Origin of the sequence: Streptosporangium amethystogenes (assembly GCF_000721075.1) — a bacterium.
In the GTDB taxonomy this organism is placed as follows: domain Bacteria; phylum Actinomycetota; class Actinomycetes; order Streptosporangiales; family Streptosporangiaceae; genus Streptosporangium; species Streptosporangium amethystogenes.
In genome coordinates this window covers 678,413-692,571 of record NZ_JOEQ01000005.1, presented here as the reverse complement: position 1 = coordinate 692,571, position 14,159 = coordinate 678,413, and the positions used below count along the sequence as shown (strand labels likewise).

Annotated in this window: 14 protein-coding genes; 6 read left to right on the top strand and 8 right to left on the bottom strand. The window is 68.8% G+C overall.

From position 1 onward, the window contains the following. Positions 1-8: 8 nt before the first annotated feature. Complete coding sequence (locus IG98_RS0110955; RefSeq protein WP_051751962.1) at positions 9-515, bottom strand: lytic polysaccharide monooxygenase auxiliary activity family 9 protein; 507 nt, start codon at positions 513-515, stop codon at positions 9-11. Positions 516-902: 387 nt separating this feature from the next. Between IG98_RS0110955 and IG98_RS0110950 the strand changes: the two genes are divergently transcribed. Continuing rightward, on the top strand, positions 903-2,288 hold the full coding sequence (locus tag IG98_RS0110950; protein WP_030909414.1) for a glycoside hydrolase family 16 protein: 1,386 nt from the start codon (positions 903-905) through the stop codon (positions 2,286-2,288). Between the two features lie 215 nt (positions 2,289-2,503). Here IG98_RS0110950 and IG98_RS0110945 read toward each other — a convergent pair whose 3' ends face one another. After that, positions 2,504-3,832 carry an aminotransferase class V-fold PLP-dependent enzyme gene (locus IG98_RS0110945; protein ID WP_030909411.1) on the bottom strand — a complete coding sequence of 443 codons (1,329 nt, stop codon included), beginning with the start codon at positions 3,830-3,832 and terminating at the stop codon, positions 2,504-2,506. A gap of 314 nt (positions 3,833-4,146) precedes the next feature. Between IG98_RS0110945 and IG98_RS0110935 the strand changes: the two genes are divergently transcribed. After that, the gene (locus IG98_RS0110935) at positions 4,147-4,779 is read left to right on the top strand and encodes a S1 family peptidase (RefSeq protein ID WP_030909408.1); all 633 of its coding nucleotides are present in this window, start codon (positions 4,147-4,149) and stop codon (positions 4,777-4,779) included. A 156-nt stretch (positions 4,780-4,935) separates the two neighbouring features. Here the strand turns inward: IG98_RS0110935 and IG98_RS0110930 are convergent, their stop codons facing one another. Together IG98_RS0110930 and IG98_RS0110925 are read right to left on the bottom strand one after the other, a co-directional pair. Continuing rightward, on the bottom strand, positions 4,936-5,376 hold the full coding sequence (locus IG98_RS0110930; RefSeq protein ID WP_157594268.1) for a cold shock domain-containing protein: 441 nt from the start codon (positions 5,374-5,376) through the stop codon (positions 4,936-4,938). A 348-nt stretch (positions 5,377-5,724) separates the two neighbouring features. Then, on the bottom strand, positions 5,725-6,375 hold the full coding sequence (locus tag IG98_RS0110925; protein WP_030909400.1) for an SRPBCC family protein: 651 nt from the start codon (positions 6,373-6,375) through the stop codon (positions 5,725-5,727). Between the two features lie 301 nt (positions 6,376-6,676). Between IG98_RS0110925 and IG98_RS0110920 the strand changes: the two genes are divergently transcribed. Then, positions 6,677-7,639 carry a threo-3-hydroxy-L-aspartate ammonia-lyase gene (locus IG98_RS0110920; RefSeq protein WP_030909397.1) on the top strand — a complete coding sequence of 321 codons (963 nt, stop codon included), beginning with the start codon at positions 6,677-6,679 and terminating at the stop codon, positions 7,637-7,639. A gap of 121 nt (positions 7,640-7,760) precedes the next feature. Here IG98_RS0110920 and IG98_RS0110915 read toward each other — a convergent pair whose 3' ends face one another. The 3 genes from IG98_RS0110915 to IG98_RS0110905 form a co-directional block, all read right to left on the bottom strand. Next, positions 7,761-8,216, bottom strand: coding sequence for an NUDIX hydrolase (locus IG98_RS0110915; protein WP_030909394.1), 456 nt, complete (start codon positions 8,214-8,216; stop codon positions 7,761-7,763). A gap of 90 nt (positions 8,217-8,306) precedes the next feature. Beyond that, the gene (locus tag IG98_RS0110910) at positions 8,307-9,314 is read right to left on the bottom strand and encodes a 1-aminocyclopropane-1-carboxylate deaminase (RefSeq protein ID WP_030909391.1); all 1,008 of its coding nucleotides are present in this window, start codon (positions 9,312-9,314) and stop codon (positions 8,307-8,309) included. 28 nt (positions 9,315-9,342) lie between these two features. Then, positions 9,343-10,038, bottom strand: a complete 696-nt coding sequence (locus tag IG98_RS0110905) for a GntR family transcriptional regulator (protein ID WP_030909387.1) — start codon at positions 10,036-10,038, stop codon at positions 9,343-9,345. 160 nt (positions 10,039-10,198) lie between these two features. Between IG98_RS0110905 and IG98_RS0110900 the strand changes: the two genes are divergently transcribed. From IG98_RS0110900 to IG98_RS0110890, 3 genes are all read left to right on the top strand, one after another. Beyond that, the gene (locus IG98_RS0110900) at positions 10,199-10,900 is read left to right on the top strand and encodes a CBS domain-containing protein (protein WP_030909384.1); all 702 of its coding nucleotides are present in this window, start codon (positions 10,199-10,201) and stop codon (positions 10,898-10,900) included. Positions 10,901-11,366: 466 nt separating this feature from the next. Beyond that, complete coding sequence (locus IG98_RS0110895) at positions 11,367-12,350, top strand: alpha/beta hydrolase family protein (protein ID WP_030909381.1); 984 nt, start codon at positions 11,367-11,369, stop codon at positions 12,348-12,350. Between the two features lie 154 nt (positions 12,351-12,504). Beyond that, a complete protein-coding gene (locus IG98_RS0110890) occupies positions 12,505-13,212 on the top strand; it encodes a hypothetical protein (protein WP_030909378.1) in 708 nt (235 codons plus the stop codon). A 91-nt stretch (positions 13,213-13,303) separates the two neighbouring features. Here IG98_RS0110890 and IG98_RS0110885 read toward each other — a convergent pair whose 3' ends face one another. Beyond that, positions 13,304-14,119, bottom strand: coding sequence for an IclR family transcriptional regulator (locus IG98_RS0110885; RefSeq protein ID WP_245651488.1), 816 nt, complete (start codon positions 14,117-14,119; stop codon positions 13,304-13,306). Positions 14,120-14,159 lie beyond the last annotated feature (40 nt).

Sequence of the window (14,159 nt, the reverse complement as noted above, 5' to 3'; positions counted from 1 at the left end):
CGGATGGGTCAGCGCTGCAGGTCGACGCAGGAGTAGAAGGCGTTGGCGGTGTCGGCGATGTTCCAGACCGCGAGAACCTTCAGGCGGCCGGTCCTGCCGCCCAGGCTCACATTGTGCGAGACCGTGGCGCCGGGCTGCCTGCCGCCGTCGTTGAAGATCGCGATCCGGGTGTTACCGATGTAGTACTCCCAGGTGCTGGTGGCGTGGCGGGCGGTCAGCACCCAGTTGAAGGTGACCGAGTTGCCGACACTCGTGGCCGGCCAGCTCTTGCTCTCGTCGCTGAGCTGGGAGAACCGGCCGACGTTTCCGTGGCAGTTTCGCAGGCCCTTGGGGCCCTCCACGCTCTGCGGCTCGTAGATGATGTCGCCGCAGTTGGAGACGCGGCCCTGGGCGCACATGGCCTGACGGCTCGGCGGCGACGAGATGTAGCCGTGCGCGCTGGCCGGTGAGGCGATGAACACGGTGGCGGCGATGGCGATGATCGCCGTCGCGAGGAAGGTGACCGTTCTGCGCATGTACTGCTCCTTTGCTGGGGGGGAACTCAAATATAAAAGAAACTTTCCTAACAGTAAATATTCGAGTCAGGCAATATCCGGAAATGTTGTCAGGCTTACCTATCGACCGGATGTCCCCGGGGCGCCAGGTGGCCGCGCCCCGCACAAAAGGCGTGCGACCCCCGGGTCCCTGCAGGGCACCGCACGTCAACCGGCGGCGCGAGCGGCACGTCCGGAGCGCGAAGCGATGCCCGAGCACATCGCGGACAAGTACTGAGAGCGCTCTCTTGCTTTTTCCGACTCGGGTGTTGACCTTGGCTTAACCTTCGCGTAACAGTGGTATTAATCGGTCTTTATGCTGCAGCGATGTTCGGCCGTCCGCCTCGTTCGCCTTGTGAGAGGTTCCGAATGAGCCACCCCCCAGAAAGAAAGCGCTCTCTCGGATGGATCTCGGTCATCGTCGCCGCGCTGGTGCCGATGATGATCGCCATCGCCGCCCACGCCTCCGTCCCGGCAACCCCCTCCGGCTGGTCCCTGGTCTGGAGCGACGACTTCACCGGCGGTGCCGGGTCACTCCCCTCCTCCGCCAACTGGATCGTCGACACCGGCCACGCCTACCCGGGCGGCCCCGCCAACTGGGGCACCGGTGAGATCCAGCGCTACACCGACAGTTCCGCCAACCTGAGCCTCGACGGCGGCGGAAACCTGCGCATCACCCCGATAAAGAGCGGCAGCGAGTGGACGTCCGCCCGCATCGAGACCCGCCGCTCGGACTTCAAGCCCGCCGACGGCCGCATCCTGCGCGTCGAGGGCCGTATCCAGATGCCCAACGTCACCGGTGACGCCGCACTGGGCTACTGGCCCGCCTTCTGGGCACTGGGCGCGCCGTATCGCGGCAGCTACTGGAACTGGCCCGGCATCGGCGAGTTCGACATCATGGAGAACGTCAACGGCATCAACTCCGTCTGGGGCGTGCTCCACTGCGGGGTGAACCCGGGCGGACCCTGCAACGAGACCACCGGCATCGGCGCCAGCCGGACGTGCCCCGGTTCCTCCTGCCAGTCGGCGTTCCACACCTACCGCTTCGAGTGGGACCGCAGCATCACCCCGAACCAGCTGCGCTGGTACGTCGACGGGCAGCAGTTCCACAGCGTCAGCCAGTCCCAGTTCGACGCCGGGACCTGGAACAACATGACCGGCCACCAGGGCTACTTCATCCTGCTCAACGTGGCCATGGGCGGGGCGTTCCCCAACGCGCTGGCCGGGCAGACCCCGACCGCGGCCACGGTCTCCGGCCGCCCGATGCTCGTTGACTACGTGGCCGTCTGGCAGAGCGGCTCCGGTTCCGGTCCCAGCCCGACGATCACTCCCCCTCCGGGTGGGGTGGACGCCCGCTCGACCATCCAGGCCGAGCGCTACCAGGCACAGGCGGGTACGTCGCTGGAGACCACCACGGACACCGGTGGCGGGCAGAACGTCGCGCAGATCGGCAATGGCGACTGGCTGCGCTTCGACGGAGTCAACTTCGGCGGCGCGGCGGCCACCCAGTTCAAGGCCCGCGTCGCGTCCGGGGCGGCCGGCGGGATCAGCGGGCTGGTCCAGGTACGCCTCGACAGCCTGACCTCGGCTCCGATCGGCGACTTCGCCATCGGTAACACGGGCGGCTGGCAGAGCTGGCGTACGGTCCCGGCCAACATCGCCTCGGTGACCGGAACCCACACGGTCTACATCACCTTCACCAGCGGGCAACCCGCCGACTTCGTCAACCTCAACTGGTTCTCGTTCGGCAACTGAACCCGGTGGGGCCCGCGCGTCCGCCAGGACGCGCGGGCCCCACCACCCGGGATCGTCCCGCCGCGGCAGGCGTCATCGGGCGAACGTCAGGAAACGCCGCCCGAGCTGCCCGATCCGGGCACCCGTCAGTGCGCTCAAGGAGCGGCCCGGAGGACTTCGCCGACGGTGCGGGGGAAAGCGTTGGCGGTGCCCGGCGTACCGGAGCGCGAGGACCTTCAGACGCGCATCCGCCCCGCGATGTCGCGCACCGCCGCGGCCAGCAGGTCGACGTCGTCACAGCTGGTGAAGAGCGCCGGTGTCACCCGCACGCAGTCGCCCCTGGCCGGGCCGCCCCGGTTGACGGTGAAGATCCGGTATCGCCTCATCAGGTCGGTGGCGATCGCGATGTTCTCGGCTTCCGAGGTACGTCCGGTGATCCGGAACGCGGTGATCGTGCCGTACATGTCGGGCTCCTCTGGAGTGAGGATCTCCAGGTTGTCGATGTCGAGCACCTGGCTCACCCAGCGGTCGCGCAGGAAGCGCAGCCGCGCCTGCTTGGCGGCGGCGCCCAGGGCGTCGTGGAAGTCCAGTGCGACGTCGGCGGTCAGGACGGGGGCGACGTTCAGGGTGCCGGCGTGCACTCGTGAGCGGATGTCGTCGCGCGGAAAGGTCACGTCAGCGAAGGCGACGTCGATGTCGGCCAGGCGATCCTTGCGGATGTAGAGGAACCCCGCCCCCAGCGGCACGCCCATCCACTTGTGCAGGGAGAACCCGGCGAAGTCCGCCTCCAGGTCGCCCATGGTGAAATCCAAATGTCCCCAGGAGTGGGCGGCGTCGACGATCACGTCGATGCCCCGCTCGCGGGCCATCGCGACGATCTCGCGCACGGGCACCACCAGCCCGGTGCGATTGTTCATGTGGCTGAGCAACAGCAGCCTGACCCGAGGATGCTCCCGGAACGCCTGGGCGTAGGCGTCGAGCACCGCCTGGCGGGTCGCCGGCTCGGGAATGACCAGCCGCTCCACCTGGACGCCACGCCGGTCGCGCAGCCAGTTCATGGAGTACTGCATGCTGTGGTAGTCCAGGTCGGCGTACATCACCGAATCGCCGGGACGCAGCCGCAGATAGCCGGCGATCAGCAGTTGGAGGGCCTCGGTACCGCCACGGGTGAGGGCGATCTCCTCCATGGAGACCCCGAGCATGGTCGCGATGCGTTTCCTGACCTGGTCCGCCCGCCCTTTGTAGGTGTTGCGCAGCAGGTAGGAGCTCACCTCGTTGAGGTGGTCGGTATTGCGGTGGTAAGCATGGCGCACCGGCTCGGGCATGATCCCGTAGTAGCCGTTCTCCAGGTTGACGAAGTCCCGGCTGACCCGATACTGCCGCGCCACAGCGCTCCAGAAGCCCTCGTCCCGGGCGAGCCGCCCGGGAGCGGTACCGGCGGGAACGACCGGCAGGGCGGCGGCCGCCGATCGGGACTCCGGTGAGGGCGAGGCCGTCGGCCGCGGTGCGAGGGGAACGGCCAGCACACTCAGCCCTGCGACCATCTCACGCCTGGACAAGCTCATCGAACCACTCCACACCGATCAGCGAGAGCTCAGCAGCCCCGGCCTGTTCCAACAGATCAGTCACAGTGTGCGCGAAACGGACTCCCCAGGCAGGCATCCGCGCTGTTCAGGCGTGGCGTGGCGGCGCCGGCCCCGGAACGGAAGACCCGGGAACGGACTGGTGGCTCCGCTCGAAATCGCCATCCGCGTGGCGTCCGGCCCCCGTGGCCGTGACCGGCGACGGCTGAATTAGAGTTGCCTCACCCGTGTCGCGTCACCAGCCGCAGATGCGGGGTCCCCTCAGGTCCGGAGATGCCGGAGTCGAGGAGAGGCTCATGTCCCGTAGGCACACCATCATCGCGGGGTGCGTTCTGACGCTCACCGCGCTTACCTCGTCGGCCGTCCCGGCTGTCGTCCCGGCCGCCGTCCCGGTTCGGGAGGCGAGCGCCTTTGCCTCCTTGTCCACCGGGAAACGGAAACCACCGCCCGATCCCATCAAACAGCTACCGCCGGGCGTGATCGAAGCGCTCCAACGCGACTTCGGTCTCACCAGGGCACAGGCCGAGACCCGGCTGCGCAACGAGGCCCGGCTGACGGTGGTCGAAGCGAGGCTCCGCGACATGCTCGGCGGCTGCTTCGGTGGAGCCTGGCTGATGGGAATCCTCTCCGAGACCCTGGTGGTGGCCACCACCCGCGCGGCCGACGTCCCCCGCATCGTCGCGGCGGGCGCCCAGCCCAAGATCGTTGCCGCGTCGCTCGCGAAGCTCAGGGCGATCAAGCAGAAACTCGACGAGTCACTGCCGAACCACCCGACCGGAGGAAGCGTCCGCTACGTCGACGTGAAGATCAACAAGGTGGTCGTCCTGTCCAGGTACGCCGAGGCGACCCGGCGCCTGATCGCCGCCATCCCGGTGGACAGGTCCCTGGTGGTCGTACAGCCCTCCACGGAGACGCCTCGGCCCTTCTGACGCCCATCGGGACCGGTGTCCTGACGATCTCCGCCACACCGCTCAGCCCGCGGCACGAGAAGGACGGCCCACCGGCATCGGCGGGTTCTCGTTCGGCGACCGAAGCGACCGCGGCCCGCGCGTCCAGGAGGATGCGCGGGCCCCACGCGAGAGGCGTCAGTCGTCGACCCAGCCATGGGATCGGGCGAACGCCAGGAAATGCTGCCGGACCTGTCCGATCTGCGCGCCCGTCAGCGTGGGCGCGTGCTCGATGAGCAACTCGGTGACCACGCCGCTGAAGGACTTCGCCGACAGCACGTCGCACACGCCGTCGTCGTCGCCGAACTGCGGGGAGGCGACCGAGGAGGGCGTCACCGACGGCGCCGTCACCGCGACCGGCTGGCGCGCCGGCGGCGGGTCCACCAGGCTGACCGTCGAGACCTTCAGGCCACGCTCACTCTCCATGACCTCGTACTCCACCCGGAGGCCCGGCTGAACCACATGCCGGTTCTCACCGAAGTCGTTGGCGTGGAAGAACACATCCTCGCCTCCCCCGACTGCGGCGATGAAACCGTATCCGCGCACCTCGTCGAAACGGAGGATCGTACCGACTGCCACCACAACACCACCTACACAGAGAATCGCAACGCTCTACATGATCTTGCCGGATCCCTCCGGCCCAAGGATCCGGCCCGCCTGTCGCGCCGGATCACCGCTCTCCTCCTCATCGCTCCGTCTCCCACCACCCGACTGCCCGGGCACCCCACGACCAGATCCACGACCCGATCCGTGGGCGGTCCCGGCACCGGCCGCCTGTCGGGGCCCGCCGAGGAAGCGGGCCCGCACCGTCCCGGTTCAGGCCGGACGACCCGATGCTAGCCCGGACCGCGCGCCGCGCGCATCGATCCACGACCATCTCGACCGCTTTCGCCGTCCGTGCGCCGGCTCCCCCGGCCGGCCGGTGCGTCAGAACTCGCTCGACGCCTCAGCGGCCGGGGCAGTGTAGGCGGCCGTGACCCGATCCGCCGCGGCCTTCGCGCGGGCCTCGTCCGCACCCGCCGCGACGTCTGCCTCGTACCACCCCAGGCTGCTGAGTTCCATGAACCGCCTGCCCTGGCCGGACGCCGCCCACGCCTCGGCCTCCTGCGGATCCACGGCCTGCGCTGACGACAGATGGGTGGCCAGGCCCATGAGTCCCAGGTCCCAGCCGACACCGAGCGCGCCGGGCCCGAACTCCTCCCACCTGTCGTCGACATGAGCGATGTGTTCGAGTTCGAAACGCGTCCCGCCCCCGGGCTCGGCCGTCAGCCGGACTTCGATCCAGCTGACGTCCCCGCCGTACTCCCAGGTGGCGGCGTAGCTCTTGGGCGGGTCGCAGCGCTCGATCCTGCCGCCGGCGTTGCCGTGAAGCTGGTAATGGCCATGGAGCCGCAGGTCCCCGGAGATGGGCAGAAACCACCGGGGGATGCGCTCGGGGTTGGTGCAGGCGTCCCAGAGGTCTTCGATCTCGGTGTCGTACGTCTGGCTGACGGTCACGACACGCGCCTCACCCGCCTCCAGCACGCGGCTGCCGACCTGCCGCCGTACGGCACTGATCTGCCGGGTGACATCGATCATGCGGTTCTCCTCTGGTCTGGTCCCTCGCCGGGATGGTGGAGGCGACATCGCGCAGCGGTTCGGCGCTCAGCATGTGGAGGCGCCCCCGGAGTGCGCCAAGAAATATTAGAACGTGTTTAAGTGGTGAGCAGGCGGTTCGGTAAATACGTTCGACAGGGCAAGCCGGTCACCACGACAGGCGGCAGCGGCGCTTTCCACGCCCTGGGTAGGATCCTGCCTTTGCAGGAGGAACACGCATCACCCAGGCCCCGGGCCGTCGAGATCATGGCCCCAGCCGTGTCCAACAGAGAAGAGCCAGCCGATGCCCCAGTCGCCGACCTACGACGACGTCCGGAGCGCCGCCGCCCGCATCGCGTCACAGGCCCACCGCACCCCGGTGCTGCGCTCGCGACTGATCAACGAACGCGTCGGTGCCGATGTGGTGTTCAAGTGCGAGAACTTCCAGCGTGTGGGCGCGTTCAAGTTTCGCGGCGCGTTCAACGCCCTGTCGCGCTTCACCCCTGAGCAGCGGCGCTCCGGCGTGATCACCTACTCCTCCGGCAACCACGCCCAGGCGGTCGCCCTGGCCGCCCGGCTGCTGGACATCCCGGCCACGATCATCATGCCGCACGACGCGCCGGCCGCGAAGGTGACCGCCACCGAGGGCTACGGCGGGCAGGTCGTCCGCTACGACCGCTACACCGAGGACCGGGAGGAGATCGGCCGCGCGCTGGCCGCCGACCGCGGCCTCACACTGATCCCCCCCTATGACCACCCCCACGTGATCGCCGGTCAGGGCACCGCCGCCAAGGAACTCTTCGACGAGGTCGGTGAGCTCGACGCGCTCTTCGTACCTCTGGGCGGCGGCGGGTTGCTGTCCGGTACGGCGCTGTCGACCCGGGCGCTGTCACCGGACTGCACGCTGTACGGCGTCGAACCCGAAGCGGGCGACGACGGCCGGCGATCACTGCGCCAGGGCACCATCGTGCACATCGACACCCCGAAGACCATCGCCGACGGCGCGCAGACCCAGCACCTGGGCACCTACCCGTTCGACATCATCCGCCGCGATGTCAACGACATCCTCACCGCCACCGACGCCGAACTCGTCGAGAGCATGAGGATCTTCGGATCCATCATGAAAACGATCGTCGAGCCCACCGGATGCCTCGGTTTCGCCGCCGTCCGCAACCTCGCCCCCCGGTTGCGCGGGCAGCGGGTCGGCGTGATCGTCAGCGGGGGAAACGTCGACCTCGACCGTTACGCGTCACTGCTGACCTCCTGACCCGAGAAGCACCGCCGCGGTGCTCGCGCGTTCCCGGACCCATGCGGCCAGGTGGGCCGCCGGGCCCGTCCTCACAGGATCCCCGGTTATTCGGTCCTCAGACGCCGACCGCGTACGAGATTCAGGTCGCCAGGCGGTCGGCGAGGCGGTCGAGACCCTGCCTGATCATCTGCCCGTACCCGTCGTCACCGAGTGCGTCGACGGCGGTGCGTCCGCGCCGGAGGTGGTCGCGCGCACGATCGAGGTCGCCGAGCCTGCGGTAGACGTCACCGAGGTTGAGGTGCAGGGAGGGGTAGAACCCGCTCGCGGGACCGGCGACACCCGCCTGCCGCGCCCGCGCGTCGGTGATCAGATCTGCCGCCTCCAGGGCCCGCAGGTCCCAGAGCAGTTCCTCGTGCGCATCGTCCTGGACGTCGGCCATCGAGTGGGCGAGAGCACAGCGGTGCAGGGGATCACCGGTCACCCCGATCTCCTCCCACAGCTCGGAGAAGAGTCGGCGGGCGGCTGCCCGCTCGCCGCTTTGGCCCAGCTCCATCCCTTGGCCGATCCTGGCCATCGTCGCATCGGGCTCGGTCATCCACTCTCCTTCGCACGGGGTTTCCGGTGACCCTAGCGGCGGGCACCGACAGAACTCAGGCCCGGGGTGAGGAGGGCGGGGACGCGGTGGTCAGCGGAAGAGGGCGCTGTAGGCGTTGACGGCGGGCTGCCCGCCGAGGTGGGCGTAGAGCACGTTGGAGTCCGGACCGATCTCACCGCTCCTGACCAGGTCGATGAGCCCGGCCATGGACTTGCCCTCGTACACCGGGTCGATGATCATTCCTTCCAGGCTGCCGGTGAGCCGCATCGCGTCCAGCGTCGAGGGGACCGGGATGCCGTAGAAGTCACCGGCCCAGCCCTCCAGCACGGTGATCTCGTCTTCCCGCAGGTCACGCCCGAGACCGATCAGTTCGGCGGTGTCGCGGGCGATCCTCTCCACCTGCGCCCGGGTCGCCTCGATCTTGGCGGAGGCGTCGATGCCGATCACCCGGCGGGGACGGTCCTGGCCGGCGAACCCGGCGATCATCCCGGCGTGGGTGGAACCGGTGACGCTGCAGACGATGATCGTGTCGAAGAACACGCCGAGCTCCCGCTCCTGCTGCTGGACCTCGTAGGCCCAGTTGGCGAAGCCGAGGCCGCCGAGGCGGTGGTCGGAGGCCCCCGCCGGGATCGCGTAGGGCACGCCCCCCGCCTGGCGCACCTCCGTGAGAGCCTGCTCCCAGCTGTCCCTGAAGCCGATGTCGAACCCCTCGTCGACCAGCCGCACCTCGGCACCCATGATCCGGGAGAGCAGGATGTTACCGACCCGGTCGTTGACCGAGTCGGGCCAGTCGACCCAGCTCTCCTGGACCAGCAGGGCCTTCAGCCCCAGCTTGGCCGCGACCGCCGCGACCTGCCGGGTGTGGTTGGACTGCACGCCGCCGATGGAGACCAGGGTGTCGGCGCCCTGGGCGAGTGCCTCGGGGATCAGATATTCCAGCTTGCGGGTCTTGTTGCCGCCGAAGGCGAGACCGCTGTTGCAGTCCTCCCGCTTGGCCCAGATACGCGCTCCGCCCAGGTGCGCGGTGAGTCGGTCGAGCGGGTGCACCGGGCTCGGCCCGAACAGCAGGGGATAGCGGGGAAAGTCTGCGAGGGACATGTCGTGCTCCTTGAGTTTCCGGGGCGATTCAGCTTGAAAGTCTCCACGCGCCGCCGGCCGCGTCCCCGGTCGCCGAGTCCAGCAGTGGTGCGAGGGTCTGCCAGTTGGCCCGTGCGGCCAGCGCGGCGCCGTCGGCGTCCCCGGCCGCGCACAGCGCGATGATCTCGTCGTGCATTTCCACGGATCCCCGGCCGGTGAGCGAGGAGAAGCGCAGCCGCTCGACCCGGCGCAGCGCGGGGGTGACCTGCTCAAGCACCGACCTGACCACGTTGTTCGCGCACGCCGTGACGGCGACCTGGTGGAAATCGTCGTCGGCGGCCAGCGCCCCGTCGACGTCACCGCGCCGCAGCGCCACCGCGAACCGCTCGTTGGCCTGACGCATCAGATCGAGTTCCTCCCCCGACAGCACCGGCACCGCTTCGCGCACGGCCAGTTCGTGCATGGCCGCGGCGACGGACTGGGCGTTGCGGGTCTCCCTGTCGTCCAGCGGGCTGACGATGGTGAAGCGGCCCGGTTTCGTCTGCACGAGACCTGCCTGTTCGAGACGGGCCAGTGCCTCGCGGATCGGCGTGCGGCTGATACCCAGCCAGCTGATCAGATCGGCGTCGTTGAGACGTTCGCCGGGCGCGAGGGTGCCGTCGACGATCGCGTCGCGGAGGGCGCGGTAGGCGTCCTCCCGCAGCAGGGACCTGGCGACGAGACCTTGGCTTTTCGGGACCGGCATGCAAAATATTGCACATCACACTTTGCGTATTGTCAATCGGACCTGAACGCTGAACGCCCCATCAGGACCGAAAGACCACCGATGAAGGACTTCCGACCCTCACCCCCGGACGGGTCCCGCTGTCCAATGGAGGAGAGGCTCCCCCTTCGAGGAGGAAACGATGCGGGTGAAGGTGAACGAGGTCATGACGCGAACCGTCGCGTCGGTCAACGGCAGCACGCCGTTCAAGGACGTCGCCGAGGTGCTCATCGCCCACGGAGTGAGCGCGGTGCCGGTCGTCGACGCCGAGAACCATGTCCTCGGCGTCGTCTCGGAGGCGGACCTGCTGGCCAAGGAGGAGTTCAAGGAGCAGTACTACCGCGAGGGCTACCGGCCGCCGCTGCGTGCCCGGCTGCGGTACCGGCTCAACCGGGAGGGGCGTTCCGCCAGGGAGAAGGCCCACGGCGACACCGCGGCCGAGCTGATGACCGCGCCCGCCGTCACCATCACCCCGAACGCCCCGGTGGTGTCGGCGATGCGGCTGATGGACGAGCACGGCGTCAAGCGCCTGCCGGTGGTCGACCGTGAGGGCAGGCTGGAGGGCATCGTCAGCCGTCAGGACCTGCTCAAGGTGTTCCTGCGCACGGACGACGAGATCGCCCGCGAGATCAGGGAGGACGTTCTCGATCACTCCCTGTGGGTGGACACCTCCCAGGTGAAGGTCACCGTCAAGCAGGGCATCGCGAAGCTTAGCGGCCACATGGCACGGCACAGTGACGCACTGATCGCGGCCCGGATGGCGCTGCGGGTCCACGGGGTGGTCGACCTGATCGACGAACTGGAGTGGGACGAGGACGACACCCCCGCGTGGCAGGGCGGGTAGGAGTACCCACCCGCGGTGTCACGCCGGCGATCAAGGCCGACGGCGCCTGGAACCGGTCCCCTCATCAGCGGGCGCGGAGAAGCGGCCCACGCCGACCAGCGGCGTGGGCCGCTTCCCTGTTCCCGCGCCGCCCCGCCAGGAGCCGAGCCACGTCCCGGACGACAGGTGGAACGTTCCCCGGAAGATCAAGCAATCCCGGGCATTGCATCGCGTGGGCCTGAAGACATACTGTGCGAAACAACGTTTCCATTTTCGCGAAACGGCGTTTCCATTTTCTCTGCCCGGAACCCGTGAAGGGGTGTCTCTTGACGCGCATCGATCAAGGCGTGACCTAACCCCGCAGTCGCCCCGGCCGGTGCGTCCACGACCGTGCCGGATGGCGTCACCCCGGGTTTCGGGAGCATCGCCGGATCACGCCGGCCCCGCCGGGCCGGTACCGCCCCCCACCGAGCACACAGGGAGAAAAGTGAAGGTCAACGTCAACAGACGTCCGCGGAGGATCATGGTCGCGTTCGCCGCCGTGATCGGCATGCTTCTGACGACCACGATCATGGCCGCCCCGGCCGCGCAGGCCGCCACGGCGTGCGGCGGCTACTCCTCGAGCACCACCACGTGTGTCACCGAGTCCACGACCATCGCCGGAACCTCGTACAACCTGACCTGGTACCTGCCGAACGGCACCGCCACGGCCCTGATGCTCGCCCAGCACGGATTCAGCCGCAACTGCTCGCACCTGCGCAACACCAGCAAGGCGATCGCCGAGAAGGGCGTCATGGTGTTCTGCGTGGACGCCGACATGAGCAACGGCAACCCGGCGCTGGGCAACCAGCTCGGCGACCTGCTCAGCTCTCGCGCGATCACCCCGCCGAACGGCAAGGCCCTGCCGGTGAAGTACATCGTCGGCGGGCACTCGGCCGGCGGCCACTTCGCGAGCGTCGTCGGCGCCCGCCTGGCCGGCAACGGCTACCAGAACCTGAAGGGCGCGATCCTCTTCGACGCGGTGGCCGCCTCGGACTTCACCCAGAACCTCCTCGCCGTCTCGGCCGGCAACACCCGCCCCGTCCTGCAGATCGCGGCGCGGCCGAGCGTCATCAACCTGTTCAACAACTCCTTCGGCGCGCTGGCGGCGCTCGGGTCGAACTTCGTCGGCATCCAGCTCGTGTGGACCAAGTACACCCTGGGCGTCCCCTCCGGTGGCAGCTGCCACATCGACTCCGAGGGCGAGAACACCGACACGATCGGCATCCTCGGCGCCACCTGCTCACCCAACCCCCAGCAGACCTCCTGGCTGCGGGACTTCGCCTCGACCTGGGCGCGGGACCTCGCGACCGGCTCCTACACCGCCTCCCACTACTGCACCAACTCCGACAACCTCTCGACGTGCGGCAGCAAGGCCAACGTCGTCCTCGGTGGCAGCCTGCCGCTCGCGGCGGTCATCCCGAACTCCTGACCCGAAGCTCCATCGGACCTGAACGGTGCCGCCGGGCGGAGACGCCCCGGCGGCATCGTTCATGGAGGGACCTCCGAGACCCACGAGTCCCCTTTCCCATCCTGTTTCGGACACTGTAACTTCGTTCCGAAATCGATAAATAAGGGAGTGTTGAGTGGGACCTCATCCGCACGGCTGGTGGATCGTGCTCCACCTGGTGCTGTTCGTCTTCTGGCTGGGCGGGGACCTGGGCGTCTTCTACTCCAGCAGATCCGTGCTGAATCCGGCACTGACCCCCGCCGCTCGCGCCACCGCACTGAAGATCATGAGCGGCCTGGACCTCGGCCCGAAGATCTGCCTGGTGCTCTTCCTGCCCAGCGGGGTGACGCTCATGGCGCTCGAACCGCACGGGGCCGAACTCTTCGGCGTGCGTCTCTTCCCACTTTGGTCGGTCCTGCTCGTCTGGGCCTTCGCCGCCCTCTGGCTGGTGCTGACCGTGGCCGACCACCGCACCCACGGCCGATTCCCCCGGGTACGGCAGGCCGACTGGGCGATCCGGATCGCACTGGTCACCGCGATCGTCGGGGCGGCGGGCTACACCCTGCTGGCCGACCGTCCGTTCGGGGTGGACACGAACCCCCGATGGCTGGGGGCCAAGCTGCTGCTCTACGCGCTGGCCCTCGCGGCCGGACTGGGCATCCGGCTCAAGCTCCGCACCTTCGGCCCCGCCTTCGGCACCCTTGTCACCACGGGCTCGACTCCGGAGGTGGAACGCACGTTGCGTGGCTCCGTCGACGGGTGCCTGCCCTATGTCTGGGTGATCTGGGGCAGCGTGCTCGCGGCGGCCCTGTCGGGCGTGTTCAAACCGGGGGCGCTTCTCTGACGGCGACCTGCGCTCCCCCCGCCCCAGCGTGACGGCTCCGGGAGAGAGCCCGGCCGGCACGGGGGCGGGGCACCTCACCGCCGCGAACGGATCAGCGGTGGTGACCGAGCTGGGCCGAAAGACGGTCGGCGGCCTCGACCACCAGGGGAGCCGACTCCTGGATGTGTGACCTGAACCGGGTGCTCGGCCCGGACACACTGATCGCCGCGATCACACCGCCGTCATGGTCGAACACGGGGGCGGCGATCGACGTGGCCCCCTCCTGCCGCTCACCGTGCGAGGTGGCGTAGCCTCGGCGCCGGATCGCGGCCAACTCGGCGTGGAGCTTGGCCGGATCGGTGATCGTCTTGTCGGTGAGCGCCTCCAGACCGTGCCGGCTCAGATAGCTCTCGATCTCCTTCTCGCGCAGGAAGGCCAGGATGGCCTTGGAAGAACCACCGGCGTGCAGCGGGTAGGGAATGCCGAGCGAGACCTCCATTCGCAGCTCCTGCTCGGGGACCACCTGCTCCACATAGAGGCGGGTGTCACCGCGTCGTACCGACAGCGTGGCGGTCTCCCTTGTGCGGGCCGCCAGCCCACGCAGCTCGGGGCCGGCCATGGCGCGCAGGTCGGTGCGGGCCAGATAGGCCCGGCCGAGCGCGATCGCGGCGTGCCCCAGTGAGTAGCGCCTGGTGACCGGGTCGGCCGCGATGAGCTCGCGACTGCGCAGCGCGGTCAGGATACGGTGCACGGCCGCCTTGGTCAGGCCGAGCTCCGCGGCGATCTCGGTCACCCCCAGATCCGGACGGTTGCTGCGCCCGAACAGCAGCAGCACGTCCATCGCGCGTTCCACTGCCGCGATCGACCGGCTCTGGCCGTCGCCCTCGTCCGCAGCGTCCGCCGGTCTCACGCTGGTCCTCGCTGACACCCGGCCTCCTCTCGTCTTCGCAGGAGTCCACTCTACGGCG

Bases quoted from the DNA above. Each gene is read 5' to 3' on its own strand.
- IG98_RS0110955 (WP_051751962.1), bottom strand. From the start codon at position 515: ATGCGCAGAACGGTCACCTTCCTCGCGACGGCGATCATCGCCATCGCC.
- IG98_RS0110950 (WP_030909414.1), top strand. From the start codon at position 903: ATGAGCCACCCCCCAGAAAGAAAGCGCTCTCTCGGATGGATCTCGGTC.
- IG98_RS0110945 (WP_030909411.1), bottom strand. From the start codon at position 3,832: ATGAGCTTGTCCAGGCGTGAGATGGTCGCAGGGCTGAGTGTGCTGGCC.
- IG98_RS0110935 (WP_030909408.1), top strand. From the start codon at position 4,147: ATGTCCCGTAGGCACACCATCATCGCGGGGTGCGTTCTGACGCTCACC.
- IG98_RS0110925 (WP_030909400.1), bottom strand. From the start codon at position 6,375: ATGATCGATGTCACCCGGCAGATCAGTGCCGTACGGCGGCAGGTCGGC.
- IG98_RS0110920 (WP_030909397.1), top strand. From the start codon at position 6,677: ATGCCCCAGTCGCCGACCTACGACGACGTCCGGAGCGCCGCCGCCCGC.
- IG98_RS0110915 (WP_030909394.1), bottom strand. From the start codon at position 8,216: ATGACCGAGCCCGATGCGACGATGGCCAGGATCGGCCAAGGGATGGAG.
- IG98_RS0110910 (WP_030909391.1), bottom strand. From the start codon at position 9,314: ATGTCCCTCGCAGACTTTCCCCGCTATCCCCTGCTGTTCGGGCCGAGC.
- IG98_RS0110905 (WP_030909387.1), bottom strand. From the start codon at position 10,038: ATGCCGGTCCCGAAAAGCCAAGGTCTCGTCGCCAGGTCCCTGCTGCGG.
- IG98_RS0110900 (WP_030909384.1), top strand. From the start codon at position 10,199: ATGCGGGTGAAGGTGAACGAGGTCATGACGCGAACCGTCGCGTCGGTC.